The organism is Rhodopirellula sp. MGV (genome assembly GCF_002251265.1).
Taxonomy (GTDB): Bacteria; Planctomycetota; Planctomycetia; order Pirellulales; family Pirellulaceae; genus Stieleria; species Stieleria baltica_A.
Genome location: NZ_NPDI01000043.1, coordinates 13,122 through 34,085 on the forward strand (window position 1 = coordinate 13,122; position 20,964 = coordinate 34,085).

A 20,964-nucleotide genomic window follows, 5' to 3' on the forward strand; every position below is an offset into this window, starting at 1 on the left:
GATTAACTGACAAACGACTCATTGAATGACAGAGGAATCCACTGATGAGAACCTTTTCAGCGTGGTTGGTTTTGCTCGTGATGGGGACCGCTCCTATCGCTGCGGCCGAGTTGTCGTTGGACGTGGAAATACCACGTCTTGACGTATCGGAGTATCACCGTCCGTATGTTGCGATTTGGGTTCAGGACGAAGACCAAAAGGTCGCCGCGAATTTAGCGGTTTGGTACCAAATTCGAGGCTCGCGAAAAGGCCATGGAACCAAGTGGTTGCCTGATTTGCGTCAATGGTGGCGGCGGTCGGGCCGCGGATTGGAGATGCCCGTCGATGGGATTTCTTCGGCAACGCGTCCTGCCGGCAAGCACGAACTGAAGTTCAATACCGCAGATAGCGAGTTGGCAAAGCTGAAGCCTGGCAAATACACGTTGTTGGTCGAAGCGTCACGCGAAGTGGGCGGCCGAGAGCTGGTCGAAATCTCATTTGAATGGCCAAAGAAGACCGCTGAGCCGATCAAGGTTCGCGGCGGAAAAGAATTGGGTGAAGTCGTTCTGACAATCACCCCTTAACAGCATGTTGATGCTTCATCCGAAGATCAGCACGCTGCCAATCCTGCTTTCGAATTCACACTGACTTAAATTCACACTGACTCTGTCTCTTTAAGATTTGAAGGACTGTTTCATGATCCGTACTGCACTGTTTTGTGTCGCGTCGTTTGTTGCGTTGTCGAGCACTTGTTTTGCCCACAAAGTCTGGTTACGCCCGTCGCAGACCTCGTTGTCTGGATCGGAGCCTTGGGTGACCGTCGACGCCGCGGTTTCAAATGACCTGTTTTACTTCAATCACTTTCCGTTGGGGCTCGACGGTTTGGTGGTGATCGGACCTGAAGGAAAAGAGGTCGCCGCGCAAAACGAGAGCGTCGGCAAGTACCGCAGCGTGTTTGACGTCGCCCTCGAAGAACAAGGCACGTACCGTATCGCCGTGTTGAACAAGGGGATGTTTGCCAGCTGGGAAGAAGGCGGCGAACGCAAGCGCTGGCGTGGGACGCCGGCTACGTTTGACGGCGTGATTCCAGAGGGTGCGACGAACGTCAGCATTTCGGAGTCGATCGGACGCGTTGAAACGTTCGTCACCAACGGCGCGCCAACTGGTACGGCGCTCGAATCGACCGGTGAAGGAATCGAACTCGCTCCGGTATCACACCCCAACGACCTTTACGCTGGTGAAGAAGGCACGTTCCAATTGTTGGTCAATGGCAAGCCTGCACCTGAGATGGAAATCGAGATCATTCAAGGTGGAACACGCTATCGCAACGCTCAGGATTCGGCCAGGGTTAAAACCGATGACGAGGGCAAGTTCTCGTACAAGTGGCCAGAAGCTGGCATGTATTGGTTGTCGACGTCGAAAAACGACACAGACACCTCGATCCCGAACGCGACTCAGCGCCGTCTGAGTTACACCGCGACGCTGGAAGTGTTGCCACAGTAGGGCTTGCAACCGTTCTCGTCAAAGTGAACGAACCGTTCGTCTCCGGGGTGCTGCGAAGAATTGGATTCTTCGCGGTGCCCTTTTTTGATACGCGGACATCATCGCGAGTTAGGGTTCGGAAATCGACGAGATGTATTGATCAATCGCGTTGAGAAGTGAATCGATTCGTGGTTCCAAACGGTCGAAGGTCCGTTCGAATGCGACACCATCATCCTCGCCGGTGAACGACTCGAGTTGCTCTGCCGTTTCGATCGCGTCGCGTTGGCGAAAGAATCGAATGGCCTTTTTGATCTGCAACGCGTACTGGTTGCTTTGCGACGGGTCCCAAGGATCCAAAGACTGTGCGAGTCCTGCGGTTGCCGAGCGGATTTCGTCGGCATAGTTTCTCGCGATCTCTTGCAAACGTTTTGGCTGGCCACCGACGTGTTTGAGGAGTAGCGCCCAGGGAATTTCAAGGTCGCCGATGATTGGTTCGGCAGGCTTGTCAATCATAAACCTCGGCGACTGTGTTTCGTCGGTTTGCTCACCGAGAATGGCGATCTCGATCGCGCGGAAAAGCTGCTTTGGATTGACGGGTTTGGCAACGTAGGAATCCATACCGGCGGACAAGCATTTCTCGCGGTCGCCGGCAAGCGCATGGGCGGTGAGCGCGACGATTGGCGTATGCTGTCCGCGTTGGGCGTCAAGTTCACGAATTTTTGCGCACGCTTCAAATCCATCCATTTCTGGCATTTGAATGTCCATCAACACCACATCGAATTCCTGGTCGGTCGCGGCCTCGACAGCTTGGAGGCCATTTTCGGCGACGACGGTACGGTGGCCAGCGGCATTCAGAATCGCCAAGGCGAGTTTTTGATTGGGGATACTGTCTTCGGCAAGCAAGATGGACAGCGCGTTTAAATCGGGGGTCTGCTTTCGTCGTCTTGCCGACGGCACGGACGATTTGATTTCGACGTCTTCACGAACATTGAGTGCTCGAACAATTAATTCGCAGAGTTCAGACTGTTTGACCGGTTTGCGGACGCTGCCACTGATGTTTGGTGCGGTCGATTCACTCGGCGAACCCTCAGGGCCGGATGATGTCAGCAGCAAGAATGGGATCTTGGAAAAGTAACTGGGAGATTGTGAGACCGTCGTTGCGAACTCGTAACCGTTCATCCCGGGCATGTTGAAATCCGAGATGATCATGCTGAACGCTTTGCCCTCGGACTCACTCAAGTGCAGCTGTTGCATCGCGTGTTCGGCGCTGCATGCGGTGACGACATGGATTCCATGCGTCTCGAGCATTTCACGCAAGATAACGAGATTCATTTCATAGTCGTCGACGACCAACAGATAAGTCGACTGTAGTTTTTCAATCAACTGACGCCAGGGAGTCGTTGTCATCGATTCGCTGCGTCGGAACACGGCGGTGAAATGGAACGTGCTCCCTTCATCGAGAACGCTCTCGACCTCGATTTGGCCTCCCATCGCTTCGGCCAGACGAGAGGCGATTGAAAGCCCTAGTCCTGTGCCGCCAAATTTCCGCGTGGTTGAAGTGTCAGCCTGTTCAAAATTCTCGAAGATACGTGAGAGCTTGTCTTGTGGAATCCCCACCCCTGTATCAGCAACACTGACACGCAATTTGACGAGGTTGGACGGGATCGGATCCAAAATATCGACAGCAACGTTGACCAGCACATGTCCGGCGGGTGTGAACTTGATGGCGTTGCCAACCAAATTCAGGATCACTTGACGCATCCGTCCGGCGTCGCCGATGACAACATCAGGGACGTTACTCGCGATCCGACAAGACAGCTCGAGATTCTTTTCGTGAGCTTTGAGTGCGAATGTTTTCAGGGTATCGCCAATCAGTTCGCGAAGTGCAAAGTCGTGCGATTCCAGGTCTAGTTTACCGGCTTCGATCTTGGAGAAATCCAAGATGTCGTTGATGACAATCAGCAGTGATTCGGCTGAATCGGAGACGGTTTCCAGATAATCACGTTGCAGCTCGTCCAATGACGTTTGCAACACCAAATTCGTTAGACCGATCACGGCATTCATCGGGGTGCGAATCTCATGGCTCATGTTTGCCAGGAAGTCGCTCTTCGCTCGCGAGGCACGCAACGCATCTTCACGCGACTGGATCAGTTGATATTCTTGTTGCTTGCGTTCGGTAAGATCGACGATCGCGCACAACACATAGATTTGGTCGCTGGTCTGGACCGGTGTCAAACCGATCTCGATCGGGATCATTTCGCCAGATTGACGATAGGCAGAAAGCTCGATGCCGCCGCCCATGCGGTGCACGGCAGTAGGTTCATCCGATTGCTGATGCTGGCGATGCAAATCCCGGAAATCTTCTGAAAACAAACGGTCAATTGTCATGCCCTTTAGCTGTTGGCTGTCATAGCGGAACAACAACTCGGCTTGAAGATTAGTAAGTGCCACCTCGCCAGATTCGTTGATCATTAGCATTGCGACGGGCGCGGAACTGAACACCTCTTGGAGCAATTTTTCTTTTCGCTGCAAAACGTCTTTGGCTTCACGTAAGGCTCGGCTTTCATTGACCAGACGGATTCGCATGTCGTTGAATTGGCGAGCCAGAATACCCAGCTCGTTTTTCGAATTCATCTGGACAGGCGCGTCGATGTCGCCTTCTGCAAGGCGTACGGTGGCCTCGGTCAGTTCGACAATCGGAGCCGACAACCGTTTGGCAATCCAGTTCGCGATACTCGCCGAAGCGACCGACAAAATCAATGTCATCGCGACCAAAAGTGATGCGATGAAATTGGTGAGCGACGAGACTCGTTTGGACTCTTTGTCCATTAAGTCAAGGTTTGTGCTTCGAAGTTGGTCGAGCAACGTTGTCACTTCGAGTGCGACGGGAACGGCTTCGGTATTCAATCGATGTCGCGCTACATTCCATGGTTGCGATGTTCCCCGTCGAAATAAAACTTCTGCGAGTGATTTGAATGCTCGGAATTCGCCTTGAATGAGATTGACGATCTGGCGTTGTTCGGGATCAATTTCCGATTGATGGTCGATCAAAAATTGCAGTTGGCTTTCGGCGATTTGAAGCCATTGTTGGTAGGCGGCCGTGTCGACGTCGCCTTCTTGATCAAGCAACCGCAGTAGCACCGTTTGGCAGCGTGTGAAAAAGCCACGCACGTCCGCCATCGCGGCTAACAACGAGTGACGACCACTTTCATGATGCAGTTTTTCCAAGTCGATCACATTGGTAATCGAATTGACGATGTTGTCGCCGATCGGTCGCACGCGTTCGTTGTAAAACACACGTAGCGGTTGATTGCCAGGCGTGTTGGCGACGTCTTCGATCCACCATTGAGTTTCGTGTAAGTCCATCAAACACAACTCGATCGTTTCCAAATCCTGCATCCCCACGATTTCGTCGTGCTTCGTGCGAATTTGACCGAGTTGCTGAAGCGAAGGCGTGATGATTTCTTGCCAAGCTGACTCACGCGCGTCCAAGAATGCGGGATCACCTGAAACGATCCAACCGCGAAGTCCCGCGAGTGATTGTTGAACTCCGGTGATTATTTGCATTGATGCTTGGGCGGCTGGCTCGCGAACTTCCGTCAGCCGAAGCGTGTGAGATCGCAATGTCAGCAACAACATCAGAACGATCACCAGTCCCGCGAGACCGAGTGCGGCGATTGCCAAGTGTGACTTTAGCAGTTGAGTCCGCAGCGGCTTTCTGGCGACGAATTCGTCACGCGGCACTTCGTCAGGGAGCAACTCGATCATTTGTCACTGCTACCGGCTGAAAGCCAATGCGGGTCAGCGTTGACAACCTCATCGAGGCGTTGAAGCTGGCGTTCTAAAATCCCAACACGTTGGTAGACATGCGCCGGAAATTTTCGACCGGTCGAATAAACCTCTCGGGGTGGCAAGGCATTAGGAAGTTGTGAATGCAGGTACGCAATCTCGGACACGACTAGCGAAGCCAAGTTGAGTACGTCACCGGGTTGTACGTTGTTAAATCCTCGATCGGACGAATCAAGTTCAAGTATTTCCAGTCCCGATTTTTCGGCGATCCGTTGGATGGTTCGCAAACATCCAAGCAGTCTCGCGTACACATCCGCTGGTTTTTTATTCGGTTCAAAGTTCGGCGGCGAAGGCATGACCTGACCGACGGCGGATTGTTCCAAAATCCGTGAGGTGTATCCGATTCCCACGGTGACTTGTTCGAAGACATCACCGGGGGCGATCGGCACATCAAGAAGGGCATTCAGTTTACGGTTGGCAAGCACGACGGACTCGAATAGTTCTACCGGCGTCACCCCACTCGCTTCGGTTGAGTTTAGTGTTGCCCCTGCGATTCCGTACAACTCTCGAATCGAAGAGAGACGCTGAAGTGTCTCGCCGATCAATCGGTCGATTTCGGCGTAGTCGTCTGATTCGGCCGAAGTATCGACCGGCGGACAAAGTTTGCGGGTATGGTCGAAAGCGAAGCGATTGGTGAATCGCAACAGTACCAAGGACTGGAAGTAAACTTCTCGTGGTCCAACATTTCGAACGACAAACGCCGGAGACTCGTGAGGTGTCCGTCCCATGAACGTCGCGATCGTTTCGAGGTCCGAGTGAACTCTAACCATCCGCGCGTAAAGGTGGTCGACGCTGACCGCGGGCGTTGGCTCGTCTGCGTTTACGGTGCCGGTGCTAGCGATGCGAAAGAAACCGCAAAGCAGGATGGCCGCAAGAAGTAGCAGATGACGTGCTCGATCGTCCGGTTCCATTCCATGAATCCGATTTCGGTTGGAGGCGTTGCAGTCTTACCGCAGTGGGGGGTGTAGTGAGGAATCGCCCCAGTCAGCCTGCTCATTGCAGCAATTTCCCTAGGCTGACGGAAAGCCTTCATTCGCCATGCAGATGCACACTAGCCGCGGTGGTTGGCTGAGCAAGCTAAGCAAGCTTGGGTGTGCGTAAGCGAACAGCAAGAAACGTTCACTGTGCTCCAGATTCACTGTGCTCCAGATTCACTGTGCTCCAGATTCACTGTGCTCCAGATACAGTGCTTCAAACCAAACTCGACAACGCCAACGATTTGATCATCGATACGTTGCCGAAGTGAGACGTTGATTAAATGCCAACTTTCGAGCGTTGTTGTTGGCCATTGCTTTTTCGGAGCGAAGGGCGAGACGACCGTAGAGACTCGCTCAATTGACGGTTCGAGATCCGCTGGTCACTGATTTGTGGCGATCGAGCGATCTCGGTCACAATGAATAACAGGCTGATTGCGAATAGCGCACTGAAGAGGGTCAACATCACATGCTCCGGTAAATCTTGGGTCGATGTCGAAGCATTGGTTATTGCAATTGCTATTCCAAAGAATTTCTGCCGTGAAACCCTAACTTTCTTTGCTATCAGATCTCAATCTGTGAGACCCCTGTCTCATTTTGATACGGAGTGATCTGCTACCACTGCAGGCTTCCAGCGGATTGATATTCAGTCACTCGGGTCTCGAAGAAGTTCTTTTCTTTCGATAAGTCCATTGTTTCGCTCATCCAAGGGAACGGATTGCTAGACCCATACTGCATCGGCAAGCCTATTCGTTCCAGTCTGCGGTCGGCGATGTGTTGGACATAATCGCGGAACAGATTGGTGTTGAGTCCTAGGATGCCGTTTGGCAAGCAGTCGGCCGCGTATTCGATTTCCAGTTCGACCGCTTGGCGGACGCGTTCGATCATCTGTTGCTGAAACGTTTCGGACCAAAGCTCAGGGTTCTCCGCTTTGATGCCGTTGATCAAGTCGATGCCGAAGTTCAGGTGAATGGTTTCGTCGCGCAGGATGTATTGGAACTGTTCGCCAATGCCGGTCATCAAATTGCGACGATGGAAAGACAGCACCATTACGAAGCCGGTGTAAAAGAAAATGCCTTCCATGATCAGGTAGTAGCCGATCAGGTTTTTAAGCAACGCCTGCGCACCCTCAGGAGTTGCCGTTGTAAAGTCTGGCCGCAGGACTTCGGCGGTTAGCTCGGTTTCGAAAGCGTCTTTGCGGGCGATCGAAGGGACTTCGTGATACATGTTGAACACTTCACCCTCGTCCAAACCGAGGCTGTCGACGACGTACAAAAACGTGTGTGAGTGAACGGCTTCTTCGAATGCTTGACGCAACAAGTACTGGCGGCATTCGGCATTGGTGACGTGTTTAAAGATTGCCAGGACAAGATTGTTGCCGACCAAGCTTTCCGCGGTGGAAAAGAAACCGAGGTTGCGCATGATCACACGACGTTCGGCATCGGTCAGTGTGTTCCCACGCCACGTTTCGATGTCTTTGGTCATCGGGACTTCGGTTGGCATCCAGTGGTTGGCACACCCATTGTTGTAGTGTTCCCAAGCCCAATTGTATTTCAGGGGCATCAATTGGTTGACGTCGACTTGGTTGCAGTTGATCAGTCGTTTTTCGGTCGCGGCAAATCGTTCGTTCATTTCGTATCGGTCGATGGAGGTGATGGTTTAGATTCGTGGGTCGGTGGGGATGGGGCACGTCGATCGCGGTCGCAGCCACACGGCCAGTGAAAGGCGTGTGGGTAAGCACTCGGGGCCGCATAGGACGTTGTTGTCGCGATCCATGTGAATCGCGAGGAACGGTCCGTCGCGGCTAGGCAGGTCGAACCCGCCTTCGTCGGTCAGCATGATGATGGTGCCGTCCGGTTCGACGCGCCAGTACGATCGGGCAATCCCTGGACGGTGTTCAACACGGAAGGCACGTTCGATCCACTGTTGATAAAACCGCATGAACAGCCTTGGGGATTCAGCGTTAAAAGGAATCAATGGGCAGGCATGTCGGCGAGCGTTGGCCAGCGAGTTGCCCCAACGCGACAGGTCGCGGCATCGCCGAGCATGCCTGCTTGTTCGTGAGTCGTGATCACAACCTATTGGCAGGCTTCGCAATCGGGATCATCGATGCTGCAAACCGATCCGGAGGTTGCCGAAGCACGGTCGACACGGATCGAAGAGGATGAACTCGCCGATTTCATCCAGCGAGGTTGGATCCCATGGCGGTTGACGTCGACGGTTGATTTTTCGACTTGCGTGGCTGCCAACGAACGCAGGTAATACGTTGTTTTCAAACCTTGTTTCCAAGCATGTTGGTACATCGCGTCGATCGCTTTGCCGCTCGGTTGGGCGACATACAGGTTTAACGATTGGCCTTGGTCGATCCACTTTTGCCGTCGCGCAGCCGCTTCGATCAGCCAACGTGGGTCGATCTCGAAAGCGCTGCAGAACAGCTCTTTGATGTCTTGCGGAATGCTTGGCATCTCAGCCAGTGTTCCATCGTGGTACTTCAGTTCGTCTAGCAACCCGGCGTTCCAAAGTTCGCGACGCTTCAGTTCCTCGACAAGGTCTGCGTGGACTTGGATAAAGTCACCCGACAAGTTGCTTTTGGCGTACAGGTATTTGTAGGTCGGTTCGATCGATTGCGTGACGCCGATGATGGTCGAGATCGTTGCCGTTGGTGCGATCGCCAAACAGTTGCTGTTTCGCATCCCGTGCTCCGCGATGGCTTCGCGAACGGGTTGCCAGTCCAGCGTGCTTCCGCGGTCGACGTCGAGCGTTTCGCCACGTTCCTGTTGCAGCAGTTCCAGGGTGTCGATCGGCAGCAGACCACGGTCCCACTTCGAACCGTTGTAGGTTTGATAGGTCCCGCGTTCTTTGGCCAAGTTGCTGGATGCAAGGATCGCGTAATAGCTGATCGCTTCGGCGCTTTCGTCGGCAAACTGGATGGCCGCTTCGCTGGCATAGCTGATTCCAAGTCGCTGCAGTGCGTCTTGGAATCCCATCATGCCCAAGCCCACAGGGCGGTGCCGCGTGTTTGCGTTTTTAGATTTTGGTGTGGGATAAAAATTGATGTCGATGACGTTGTCCAGCATCCGCATTGCCGTCGTGACGGTTTCGCAAAGTCGCTGGTGATCGAGTTTGCCGTCGACGATGTGTTCGGCAAGGTTGATGCTGCCCAGGTTGCAAACGGCGGTTTCGTCCTGGCTGGTGTTCAGCAGGATTTCCGTGCACAGGTTGCTGCTGTGGACGACACCGACGTGATCTTGGGGGCTGCGGATGTTGGACGGGTCTTTGAATGTGACCCAGGGGTGACCGGTTTCAAAGGTCCGGGTCAGCAACTTACGCCACAGGTCGACGGCTGGGACTTGGCGGTGTTGTTTGATCTTTCCCGCTTCGGCTTGACGCTCGTAGTGTTCGTAACGCTCTTGGAAGGCCTTTCCATAGGTGTCGTGCAGATCGGGGACTTCTTGAGGACTAAACAGCGTCCACGTTCCGCCGTCGCGAAGTCGCTGCATAAATAGATCGGGGATCCACGATGCGGTGTGCATATCATGGGTACGACGACGATCGTCACCGGTGTTTTTGCGAAGGTCCAAGAACTCTTCAAAGTCCAAGTGCCACGGTTCCATGTACGCACACACGGCGCCTTTGCGTTTGCCGCCTTGATTGACCGCGACGGCGGCATCGTTGACGACTTTTAAAAACGGGATCACGCCTTGGCTGGTTCCGTTGGTACCTTTGATGAGCGAGCCAGTCGCACGGACGTTGGTCCAGTCGTTACCTAGGCCGCCGGCCCATTTCGAAAGCATCGCGTTGTCGCTGATGCAAGCGAAGATGTCCTCTAGGTCGTCTTGGACGGTGGTCAGGTAACAACTGCTGAGCTGCGGGTGGCAAGTGCCGCTGTTGAACAGTGTTGGCGTTGCGCTGGTGAAACGGAAGGACGACAGCAATCGGTAGAATTCGATCGCGCGGTCGGTTCGCGAGTCGGCGGATTCAGCCAAAGCCAACCCCATCGAAACTCGCATCCAGAAATACTGTGGCGTTTCGATACGCCGGCCATCGACGTGCAACAGGTAGCGGTCGTAGATCGTCTGGACGCCAAGGTAGCGGAACTGGGTGTCGCGTAGCGGCTGCAGAGCTGCGGTCAGTTTGGCGAGGTCGAACTCGCGAAGTTGTTCGGAGAGCCTGCCTTCGCGGATTCCTTCGATCAGGAAATGTTCGAACCGGTCGCGATACACGCGTTCGAAGTCAGCGGCGGTTTGCGTCACGCCAAGTGCTTGGCGGTAGAGGATCGACAGTTGCAGTGCCGCGGCCAACCGGTCGAATGCCGGGTCGCGTTCGATGCGGCAGCGAGTGGAAAGCACGAGCGAACGCGCAAGGTCGTCCGTCGTCATTCCGTCGAAGCCACTGCGAATGACTTCGTCGATGATGTCAGACGTAGAAACCTCGCTCGCCGAAGCAGCTGGAATCGAGGTCAGGAATCGCTCCAGTCGTGTGGCATCGAAGGGGACCCGGACGCCGGGTTCAAGTGTTACATAAAACGGGATGTTTGATGTCGCAGCCGCTTCATTACCATTTCCCGGACGGTCCAACAGATCACTGTCTTGTTGCCGGACAGCACGCACACGAGCTTGTTCGGAACGGTATAGGATGTAGCGCCGCGAGACGCGGTAGTGCTGGCGTTTCATCAAGCCGATTTCGACGATGTCTTGAACCTGCTCCACACCGATCGTGGTTTCACGGTTCGCTTCGGCGGCAGCCTCGACCACCGATTGGACGATGGCTTGGATGTCGTTTTCGATTTCCGTCGGGAGTGTTTCTTCTGCGGTCGGCCGGTCGGCACTCCGTTCGGCGCGGAATGCTTTTCGCAAAGCCACTTCGATTCGCTGCGGGTCGAACGTGACCTCGCGGCCATCTCGTTTACAGACCGATAATTCGCCGATCGATGGGGTACTCATTACTTTCGCTCTTAAAAATCTTCTGTGATAGGCGCGCGTACGACCGCCCTGCTCTGCTGATGAGTTTCAAAAGCAGGCAGTTGGAAAATGAAATGGGGAGGTGCTAGCGGGACGCTGACGAAATAGGTCAGCCATTCGCGGGAGAACGTTGCTCCCGCTTCAAGTGCATGGCTAGGCTAGCTTGGTGAAGGACACGAGGTCCTAGGCAGAGAGGTTGCTGCGTTGTGTGCCGCGTCGGCGGCGAAGGGTGCAGCCGATCAGGCCGACACCGGAAAGCAGTACGAACGAACTTGGCTCGGGGATCGCGGTGATCGCCAAGTTGTCGATCGCGAAGTACGACGGTGTGTTCATACCGCCATCGCCGATATCGGAGGAAGCGAGATTGAAGTGCAAGCTTCGTGCGCCGGCGAGCGAGGTCAGATCGATCTGAGCCCATGTGTCGAGGATGTAGTCGTCTTCATCGTTCGCAAAGCGGTAGTCGGCCAAGTTGAATTCGATCGATTCGGCAAGCACCTGATTGCTTGCGTTGACACCAAAGATCGACAGCGTCAGGTAGTCAAGGTCGCTGCCGCTGAGACCGCCAAAAGCTTCGGTGAATGCGTCGCCGTCTTGCATCGTCAACGCCGCATAGGTCGTGTTAGCAACTTCGATGCTCGTCGCGATGGCACCTTCGGGGAGATAAATGCTGGGCAGCAGTTGCAGTTGGCTGACGTCCGTCGGGTCCAACAGCATGTCTTCGCCGATGAAGGCGGTCGTTTGTGTATCGCGGTATCCGAATGCGACGGCATATTGGGACGATCCACCTGCACCGCCGCCTGGAAACGCACTGTATTGGTTCGCGAAGCTAGGGGTGAAATTGTCAGTGTGATTGCTGACCGCAAAACCACCCCAACTGAATGGCGCACTGCTGTTCGAAAAGTCGACGCCTTGAACGTCGAAGGTGCCAACTTGTTCGGTTTGTGTTCCCCACCAGTATTGTCGTTCTTCCGCAACGGCGTTGGCGGTCGGTCCGTTGAAGTAGCCCTCAGCGCCTAACGAAAACGATTCAAAGTCAACAAGGTTTTCGGCGCTGGCAACGCCGGTGCAGGTCATCGCGATCGCGAGGGCGGCATTTCGTAGTGTTCGGTACATGGTTGTGAAAACGAAAGATGGTGATGGTGTCAGCCGATCATCGGCCGAGCGATTAAAACGATGTCACTACCTCGCCACCGCGGCGGGACAGCAAGGCAGAAAAAATCTTCAAGTCGAGTGACTCGGAGACGAAGTGTGCCGATCCATCGGCCATCAAAAAATGGGCTCCGCCGACGTGGTAACTATGGAACTCCTGACCGAAGTCACAGAAGTCACCTTGTGGGCTCGATAGCCCCGGACGGCAGGCGTCCCAACTGGTTGTCGCTTGAACCTGCGCGTTGATCGGTGCGCTCTGGTCAAACAGGTTTTTGTGACCAACCCAAATCGAATGCAAACCTTCGGGTGACTCGCCCATCACGATGGTGTGAGTCGTTCCGTCAAGCAAATCACGCAGCGCGATCTGATGATCTTTGCCGAACAGCAACACGCCACGCCCGGTCGAATCGGTCATCCCGATGTCGGAATAGTTGTTCGGGCAGTTGCGAAGCGGAGCACAGCGCAATCCGCGTTCGCCATAGTTGCCGCCGTAGTCTGTCCGTCCGAACCGAAGTGGTGATGACAGCGTGTCGCCATTTGGTCGGGTCAACTCCATCTTGGGCGCGGAAGGACACAGATAGGTTGAAACCACCTTGCGGCCTGCATCGAGGTTCTCCGGTGCCAGGTAAGGAATCGTGACATCCAGTTGATCGTAGAGCGATTGCTGTTCGATAAACGGCAAGATCGTTGATCCCCAGCTCGGCCGCCAGCGACTACGGATGGCCCAGTTCGTTAGGCTGACGATTCCCGCGCCGCCCACGGGCAGTTTCTTGTAGGCGGCGTGATAGTTCAGGATGCCAAGTCCGATTTGCTTTTCGTTGTTGACGCATTGCACTCGCCGCGCCGCCTCGCGGACCGCTTGAACGGCGGGGAGCAACAACGCGACAAGGATTCCGATGATTGCGATCACGACCAGTAACTCCACCAAGGTGAAGCCACGTTTAGCGGCGTCTGGTGCAGAAAGGATTGTTGCCGAGGGTTGGTGCATCGCTTGCAACCGGGCAGAAGCCAAACGTTTGATGCTGGTTTTGTCTTGGTATCCGGAAACTGCCCAGCGACCGATTTCCTGACGCGTGCGGCCGCAACCGATGCAGACCGCGTCGCCGTTCAAACGGCAGACTCGATTGCATGGCGAGGTGACAGAAACCGCGAGTTGCGGATTCAATGCGGATTCGTCGTCAGTCCGGTTTTCCACAAATGGCTCCTAGTGACCGCGTCGGCGGCGACGTGTGATCAAGCCAAACGAGATGCAACCTAGCAACGCGAACGCGGATGGCTCGGGGACAGCACTGACATTCAAAAGACCGATTGCTCCGGTGGATAGACCGACGTAATCAAAGCCGGCCGAATCGAAGCTGACCCAGTTGTCCAGGATCGGGTTGCCAAGTGAATCGCGTGCGACTCCGTCGATCGGATTTCCGAGATCATCCAACAGTTCGCCGCTGCCGACCACATCGACCAAGCGAACATAGTTGATCTGGTTCAGGTCCAGGATGCCGTCCAGCACCATGGTGTCATTGCTCAATTCATCCAGGTCAAACGGCGTGCCCCAGTTCGCTGCGTGCTTGCCAGCCAAGTTGTAAACGTTGGAAACATCAAAGCTTTGGAACGAACCGGCACCTGCGGATGCGCCATCGTTAAGTGAGATGGAAGCGAAACGCAGAAAGTCGCTGCCGTTGGTGGAGACTTCGACGAATGCGAATTCGGCAAACAACGACGTGGAGCCACCGAACGAAAAGCCGTTCTCGAAAACGGCAAAGTCGGCACCGTCCCCGTTAAAAATCGGATTGTCAAATCCCAGCGTGATCGAGCCTGGATTATCGATCCCGATGAATCCGTAGGTATCCGACGAGTTGTAAAGGTCACCGGCAAAGGGATCGGTTACAGCGCCGGCGTGGGCTCCGGAAGGTTCGCTTCCGATCGCCGGTTGGTAGCGTTTGTCGAAGCCTGTCAGGTCCGATGGTCGAGCGACGGGGCTATAAAGTTCGCCTAGCGAGGAGATGCCTGTGGTGGGGGAATCGAAGTTGGGCCCGACCCCGGGGGCGGGGGAATAGTCGACGACACGTGATTCAAAAATTGAGATGTCGGCTCGAGCGATTGGATTGTCGATCGCTCCGGCGGTCACGCCAGTGGGGCCGGAGTAAGGTCCGCCTTGTTGTGCTTGGACGGTGGAGTGGCTGAGTAAGGTGGTGGCAACGAGAGACAGGGCCAGCTGAGTTTTCACGGTGGAGAGTGGGGGGACGATTGTTGGAAACTCTTCGTGCAGAGTCTTCGTGCAGAGTCTTCGTACCACGTCGAGCAAAAGCTGAGTGTGGCAGGTTCCAACAGGTTGGCTTTAGAAAGGTGCCAGCGATGTTGCCTTTGGACCGGCAGCAGTTCGCTGCAACGACCGCCCCAATCCAGGAGGGCACAAGTTCGTCTTGCCTATGGTAGGTCTTCTGACTTACCGCCTTTTCCATTCACCCAGTGCCTTCTCGTTCCAGCCGCCAACGCGATGTTGGCCACAGAACAATGGCAGTGATAAGAATCGAGTGAAGGATGCGATCATTTCACAGATCGCGGGCGGCATACAGCGGCCGGACCGTCCCGGAATTGCACCGGAGTTCCCTGTTCACCCCTCCGGTTCAAAGAATCCGGGGCGGGTCACCAAAGGCACGCTGATCGTATCGCGAGAAGCATGGCTGTCAAGCATTTTGTCGATTGTGTTTGTCATGACGGCACGACAAGTCCTGCGCCGGTCCCTCTGTTGGCATAGCGATTGCACGCCTTGATGGCTGTTTGAAAAGCGGCCAGCTGGAGTGGCAGGTCGACAGGCTACGCAGGCAACGAGGTGACGCGGTGTACATCCAACCCAAACACGACGATGGCAGCCGAACGCACGACATCTATTGCATCGCGGCGTCGATGGGCGGAATTGAAGCGATTTCGTCATTGCTTGCCGATGTGCCGAGCGATTTCCCAGGTGCAATCTTTATCACGCAGCACACCTCAGCCAGCCCACGCCGGAACTACCTGGCGGACATTTTTGGCCGGCACAGCAATTTGCCGTGTCATCTCGCCGTTGATGGGATGCGATTCGAAAAGGGAAACGTCTATGTCGCGGTACCCGATCGGCATTTGTTAATTGAGCGGGCGACGATTCGTACAACGATCGGTCCGAAGGAAAACTATTCACGCCCGGCTGCGGATCCGATGTTTCGCTCCGCAGCGGTTCATCACGGTGGGGCAGCGGTTGGAATCGTGCTAACGGGAATGCTCGATGATGGCGCCGCCGGCTTGGAGGCAATCAAACAATGTGGCGGGAAAGCGATCGCCCAGCATCCCGAGACCGCCGTCGCCCCCGATATGCCCAGCAATGCGATTCGCTATTGTGACGTCGACGGGATTTTGCCACTCGATGGTATCGCGACTGCGATGTCGGTACTGGCACAGACACCGGCCGGTGAAACAGTCACGCCATCGCAGCAGTTATTGATGGAGTTACAGTTTGCGATGACGGTCGAGAGCAATATCTCGGCGGAGAACCGAATCGGCAAACTGTCGCCTTACATGTGCCCCGATTGCAATGGGCAGATGTGGCGGGTCCAGGACTCGTCGATTCCTCGGTACCGTTGCCACGTCGGGCATGCCCACACGCTGCTCTCGATGATCGAATATCACGGAGACGCGGCTGAGCGAATGGGGTGGTCGATGCTGCGAACGCTGCGTGAAAAAGAGCGTCTATTGCGTTCGCTTGGCGAAGAAGAAACGAGGTTGCAGCGAGATGACGTCGCCGCAACCTATCGGGATCAAGCCGACGTGGTCGGACAGCAAGCGGAGTTGATCTCCAAGGCGATCAAGCTTTCGCCAGAAGTTGGATTTGCCGAGCCGCCCACCGAGAACATCGAGTATTCCCAACACTGAGCGACTCTAATTCGCTCAGGACTCTTAGAGCTTCGCTTCGATCGCTTTGACCAACGTCGAGTCGCTTGGCGTGGTGCGGGGCTCGAATCGGCCGACCAGGTTGCCTTCGCGATCGATCAGGAACTTTTCGAAATTCCATGACACGGCGCCGGCGCCCTTCGGTTTGGTGTCTTTGCTGGTCAGGTACTTGTACAGGTCACATGCTTCGTCGCTGTTGACTTTGATCTTGCTGAACATGGGGAACGAAACGTTGTGCTGGGTGCTGCAGAACGTTTTGATCTCAGCGTCGGTGCCGGGTTCTTGCGAACCGAATTGGTTGCAGGGGAATCCGAGGATCACGAATCCTTTGTCCTTGTACTTTTGGTACAGCGATTCCAGTCCGGTGTATTGCGGGGTCAGACCGCACTGGCTGGCGGTGTTGACGATCAGCACCACTTTGCCTTCGTAATCTTCCAAATCGACTTCTTTGCCGTCGATGTCTTTCATTTTGAAGTCGAGCGCGCACTCGTGCTCGGTGCTTTTCTCGGCAGCTTGTCCGGCGTTTGGCATAGTGGTCAAAGCTCCAAGGGCGAGGAGTGCGGAGAAGATCAGACGCATGATTGGATTCCTGTGGAACGGAGGCGAGTGTGGAGAGGCGTGGGGTATCGGAAGGGTGCCTGTCAAAGTTGCCGCATGATACCGATCCGGCAATGGGCGCGTGCTACGGAAGTCCGCCGATTTGGGTGGTGGCTCAGTCCTTGATTGCAGTGCCGTTAGTCTGGTTTCTTGCCACCCGGTGGCGGATTGTGGCAGTTTGAACGCTGTTAGATGGCTAGGTGTGGCTCAGAAAATGGCGGAAAATTTGCTTGTCAGGGTGACTCTGACGGGCAAGCTGGTAGCGACGAAGGGGTGTGGGGATTAACTTTTGTTTCTCGCACGGAATTGCCAGCAACGTCTTGACCGAACCCGGTACCATCGGCAGCATTCCGATCCCCCACCTTCAAAATACTCCTTCTCGCCTTGCGGAGCTCCCCGAATGGAACAAGCACGTGGAAAATTGATGCTTGCCAGCTTTCTGACGCTGGTGGCTTCTGGAATTGGTTTTGCAACACGAACGGCTGCTGGGGGCCCGTGGGAACGAGAATTCGATTTGGGCGGAGGTGATTTCGGTGCGATTTTAGGTGCCGGATTCCTTGGCTTCGGTTTGATGATCTTCTTCGGCGGGATCTTGGTCGAAAAGTTCGGGTACAAGAAACTGCTCGCACTCGCGTTTGTGCTGCACCTAGCGAGTGCGGTGATGTTGTTTGCGGCGAACCCATTGTTTGACGGGTGGCGCGAGTCGGATCCAGAGAACGCAACCAAGAACGTCTTCAATGTTCTGTTCTGGAGTGCGTTCTTGTTCTCGATTTGTCAGGGGCTTTATGAAGCTGTGATCAACCCGCTGATCGCCCAGATCTATCCAGAGAACAAAACACATTACTTGAACATTCTGCATGCCGGTTGGCCTGCGGGGATGATCATCGGCGGTTTGTTTGCGGCTGGTTTCATCGGCGAAAACTGCTGGTTTGTCGAATTGCCTTGGCAGTGGGCGCTGTCGAGTTTCGCGATCGTTGTGGTGATTTATGGTGTGTTGATTCTGCCTGAGAAATTGCCCGAAACGGTTGGCGAATCGTCCGGCAACTTCGGTGCGGTGTTCTCGTGCTTTGCCTCGATCCCGTTCTTGGTCTTGATCGTGCTGCACGCGTTGATCGGATACATGGAACTTGGTGTCGACTCGTGGATGACCAAGTTGATGGAAAACCTGCTGCCGAACTCGGTGCTGATTTTGGTTTACACGTCGGCGTTGATGTTCGTGCTGCGATTTTTCGCCGGGCCGATTGTTCACAAGGTCAACCCGATCGGATTGTTGTTCGGAAGTTCGATCATCGCTTGCTTGGGCCTGCTTTGGCTTGGGTCGCCGATCCAAAGCGTTGGCATGATCTTCGTTGCCGCAACGTTCTACTCGCTCGGTAAAGCGTTCTTGTGGCCGACGATGTTGGGTGTTGCTGGTGAGCGATATCCGCAAAGCGGTTCGGTCGCGATGGGAGCACTCGGTGCTGCAGGAATGTTGTGCGTCGGCCAAATCGCTGGTCCACGCATCGGTACACAGCAGGGTTATGAGATGAGTCAGAACCTGCAAGCGACTGCCACGGACACGTTCGAACGTTACGCCGATCCAGATCCCGTCACGTCCTGGGGCTATGAGTATCGGCCACTGAATGCTGCCAAACTGAATGCGGCAAACGGTACCCACTTGGCCGAAGGCGAAGGCGTGGACCCATCAGGTATTTCCGATGCAAAGCTGATTCCTGAAGAGGAAAAGGAAGCTTTGGTTGCCAACGCAGACACCGATATTCCTGCCGTGCAGGCATCGTACTTGTTTGGCGGTCGCCGAGCGTTGACCTTGACCGCGTATGTGCCTGCGATGATGGCGGTCGGATTTCTCGGGTTGATGGTCTACTTCAAGTCCATCGGTGGCTACAAAGTCATCACGCTTGGCGGGGGTGAAAAGGACCACGAGGCGACTGACGATGCTTTGGAGCAACCGGTACCCAGCGAGTACTAATCTCGCTTGATCCAGATCGGAAGAACGACACGACGCCCCGCCAACATCTGGCGGGGCGTTTCTTTTTTGCAATTTGCGGCTGCGAAATTCAGCATGCCTGCAAAGCGAGCGACCGGTTGGATCTCGTTCCCATTCAGGGGCGTTTGGGGTGGTTTTCAGAAAGAACCGCCCGACCGGCAAAGGCCCCCTGAGCAATCGGGGCCTGAGCGTCTAAAATCCCGCTTTCTCTCAGGCCAATTTCCCCTATTTTCCCCCTCAAAGTCTCGTGCTGCGAACACACACCTGCGGCGAACTGCGCAAAGAACACGTCGGAACCGAAGTTACCCTGTGCGGTTGGGTCGAAAATCGACGCGATCACGGCGGAGCCGTCTTCATCGACCTGCGAGACCGTTATGGTTTGACGCAAGTTGTGATCGGACCCCCCGAAGCTGGTGCAGCACAGATCGACGCTGCCGGCCACGTGCCGATCGAAAGCGTGATCCTGGTTCGCGGAACGGTTGCCAATCGCTTGGAAGGCAAGACCAACGAGAAGCTGGCGACGGGCGAAATCGAAGTTCGTTGCCCCGAGTTGAAGGTTCTCAACGCTTGCCAAACCCCGCCGTTCACGCCAAGTCAGGCTGACATGCCGGGCGAAGACTTGCGATTGAAGTATCGCTTCTTGGACCTGCGTCGTCCCGAGATGCAGCGTGCGATGGTGCTGCGAAGCCAGATCGTCAAAACCATGCGAGACTACTTCGCCGAGCACGACTTCATCGACGTCGAAACACCGATTTTGGGACGCAGCACTCCCGAAGGTGCTCGCGATTATTTGGTGCCCAGCCGCGTGCACCCCGGCGATTTCTACGCCCTGCCCCAGTCGCCGCAGCTTTATAAACAGATCCTGATGGTCGCCGGTTTTGACCGTTACGTCCAAGTCGCCAAGTGTTTCCGTGACGAAGACCTACGTGCCGACCGCCAGCCCGAGTTCACCCAGTTGGACTTGGAAATGTCGTTCGTCGATTCGGACGACATCATGGGCTTGATCGACGGATTGGTCGCCAAGACCGCCAAGCAAATCTTGGGTAAAGACGTCCCGTTGCCGTTGCCACGGATGACTTATGACGAAGCGATGCGTCGCTTCGGCCATGACGCGCCTGATTTGCGTTTCGGAATGGAAATCACCGACGTGACTTCGGTCGGCAAGAAGACCGAGTTCCGCGTCTTCCGCGCGGTCGCCGACTCGGGCAACTTTATCCGCGGTTTGCGAGCCGAAGGTGCAGCCGAGAAATACTCGCGTCGCCAAATCGACGAGCTGACCGAATTTGTGAAGGACTTCGGAGCCAAGGGATTGGCTTGGTTCCGCGTCGAAGAAGACGGATCATTGTGGAGCCCGATCGCCAAGAACTTCGAAGCCGAACACCTCGCCGAAATCAAATCCTTGATGGGTGGCGAACCCGGTGACTTGTTGTTGTTCCTGGCCGATTCCTGGGAAGTCACCTGCAAAGGTCTCAACGCACTGCGCAAACGTTTGGGCGCCGAACTGGAACTCTACAAACCTGGCGATCTGCACTGCAGCTGGGTGACTGAGTTCCCGATGTTTGAACGCGATGACGAGTCGGGACGTTGGGTTGCAATGCACCACCCCTTCACCGCGCCGTTGGAATCAGACTTCGAAAAACTCGATAGCGATCCGAAGGGTTGCCGCGCCCAAGCGTACGACTTGGTCATCAACGGCAGCGAAGCGGGTGGCGGTACGATCCGGATCCACGATCAAGGCATCCAGTCGAAGGTGTTCGGTTTGATGGACATCGACGAAGCGACCGCAGAAGACCGCTTCGGGTTCTTGTTGAACGCGTTGCGTTTCGGTGCACCGCCGCACGGCGGGATCGCACTGGGGATCGACCGTTGGGTCATGCTGTTCGCCGGTCTCGACAACATCCGCGAAGTTATCGCATTCCCGAAAACGCAAAAGGCGTCGGACTTGATGACCGAAGCTCCTGGCGAGGTCGATGCCGCACAGCTGACCGAGCTGCACCTGCGTACGCTGGCGAAGAAAGCGGACTAGGTTTAACGCTTTGCGAAGTGGCCTGAACCATCAGGCCTG

Annotated in this window: 14 protein-coding genes and 1 riboswitch; of the genes, 5 read left to right on the forward strand and 9 right to left on the reverse strand. The window is 55.2% G+C overall.

From position 1 onward, the window contains the following. Nucleotides 1-41 precede the first annotated feature (41 nt). Together CGZ80_RS15640 and CGZ80_RS15645 are read left to right on the forward strand one after the other, a co-directional pair. Entirely contained in the window at nucleotides 42-563 is a 522-nt protein-coding gene (locus CGZ80_RS15640) for a DUF2271 domain-containing protein (protein WP_409994551.1), read from the forward strand. 112 nt (nucleotides 564-675) lie between these two features. After that, nucleotides 676-1,482 carry a DUF4198 domain-containing protein gene (locus CGZ80_RS15645; protein ID WP_094416086.1) on the forward strand — a complete coding sequence of 269 codons (807 nt, stop codon included), beginning with the start codon at nucleotides 676-678 and terminating at the stop codon, nucleotides 1,480-1,482. A 108-nt stretch (nucleotides 1,483-1,590) separates the two neighbouring features. Here CGZ80_RS15645 and CGZ80_RS15650 read toward each other — a convergent pair whose 3' ends face one another. From CGZ80_RS15650 to CGZ80_RS15690, 8 genes are all read right to left on the reverse strand, one after another. Continuing rightward, nucleotides 1,591-5,229 (reverse strand): response regulator, encoded by a 3,639-nt coding sequence (locus tag CGZ80_RS15650; protein ID WP_094416089.1) that lies wholly within the window; start codon nucleotides 5,227-5,229, stop codon nucleotides 1,591-1,593. Continuing rightward, nucleotides 5,226-6,221 carry a hypothetical protein gene (locus CGZ80_RS15655; protein ID WP_094416091.1) on the reverse strand — a complete coding sequence of 332 codons (996 nt, stop codon included), beginning with the start codon at nucleotides 6,219-6,221 and terminating at the stop codon, nucleotides 5,226-5,228. Before CGZ80_RS15655 ends, CGZ80_RS15650 begins: the two co-directional genes overlap by 4 nt. A gap of 678 nt (nucleotides 6,222-6,899) precedes the next feature. Beyond that, a complete protein-coding gene (locus tag CGZ80_RS15665; RefSeq protein ID WP_094416095.1) occupies nucleotides 6,900-7,916 on the reverse strand; it encodes a ribonucleotide-diphosphate reductase subunit beta in 1,017 nt (338 codons plus the stop codon). 27 nt (nucleotides 7,917-7,943) lie between these two features. After that, nucleotides 7,944-8,225 (reverse strand): hypothetical protein, encoded by a 282-nt coding sequence (locus tag CGZ80_RS15670; RefSeq protein ID WP_094416097.1) that lies wholly within the window; start codon nucleotides 8,223-8,225, stop codon nucleotides 7,944-7,946. A 137-nt stretch (nucleotides 8,226-8,362) separates the two neighbouring features. Continuing rightward, the gene (locus CGZ80_RS15675; protein ID WP_094416099.1) at nucleotides 8,363-11,227 is read right to left on the reverse strand and encodes a ribonucleoside-diphosphate reductase subunit alpha; all 2,865 of its coding nucleotides are present in this window, start codon (nucleotides 11,225-11,227) and stop codon (nucleotides 8,363-8,365) included. Nucleotides 11,228-11,428: 201 nt separating this feature from the next. Beyond that, nucleotides 11,429-12,358: a DUF4465 domain-containing protein gene (locus CGZ80_RS15680; protein ID WP_233148451.1), complete on the reverse strand. Its 930-nt coding sequence runs from the start codon at nucleotides 12,356-12,358 to the stop codon at nucleotides 11,429-11,431. 52 nt (nucleotides 12,359-12,410) lie between these two features. After that, the gene (locus tag CGZ80_RS15685) at nucleotides 12,411-13,589 is read right to left on the reverse strand and encodes a DUF1559 domain-containing protein (protein WP_094416101.1); all 1,179 of its coding nucleotides are present in this window, start codon (nucleotides 13,587-13,589) and stop codon (nucleotides 12,411-12,413) included. A 9-nt stretch (nucleotides 13,590-13,598) separates the two neighbouring features. After that, on the reverse strand, nucleotides 13,599-14,618 hold the full coding sequence (locus tag CGZ80_RS15690) for a PEP-CTERM sorting domain-containing protein (protein ID WP_094416103.1): 1,020 nt from the start codon (nucleotides 14,616-14,618) through the stop codon (nucleotides 13,599-13,601). 186 nt (nucleotides 14,619-14,804) lie between these two features. Beyond that, a riboswitch (cobalamin riboswitch) is annotated at nucleotides 14,805-15,060 on the reverse strand. A 172-nt stretch (nucleotides 15,061-15,232) separates the two neighbouring features. Here CGZ80_RS15690 and CGZ80_RS15695 point away from each other — a divergent pair. Further along, nucleotides 15,233-16,297 (forward strand): chemotaxis protein CheB, encoded by a 1,065-nt coding sequence (locus CGZ80_RS15695; RefSeq protein ID WP_143543956.1) that lies wholly within the window; start codon nucleotides 15,233-15,235, stop codon nucleotides 16,295-16,297. 24 nt (nucleotides 16,298-16,321) lie between these two features. On the opposite strand, the gene CGZ80_RS15700 is transcribed toward CGZ80_RS15695, so the two are convergent. Continuing rightward, a complete protein-coding gene (locus CGZ80_RS15700; protein WP_255407716.1) occupies nucleotides 16,322-16,846 on the reverse strand; it encodes a glutathione peroxidase in 525 nt (174 codons plus the stop codon). Nucleotides 16,847-17,312: 466 nt separating this feature from the next. On the opposite strand from CGZ80_RS15700, the gene CGZ80_RS15705 reads away from it, so the two are divergent. Continuing rightward, nucleotides 17,313-18,881 (forward strand): MFS transporter, encoded by a 1,569-nt coding sequence (locus tag CGZ80_RS15705; RefSeq protein WP_094416109.1) that lies wholly within the window; start codon nucleotides 17,313-17,315, stop codon nucleotides 18,879-18,881. A 265-nt stretch (nucleotides 18,882-19,146) separates the two neighbouring features. Next, complete coding sequence (gene aspS / locus CGZ80_RS15710) at nucleotides 19,147-20,925, forward strand: aspartate--tRNA ligase (RefSeq protein WP_094416112.1); 1,779 nt, start codon at nucleotides 19,147-19,149, stop codon at nucleotides 20,923-20,925. Nucleotides 20,926-20,964 lie beyond the last annotated feature (39 nt).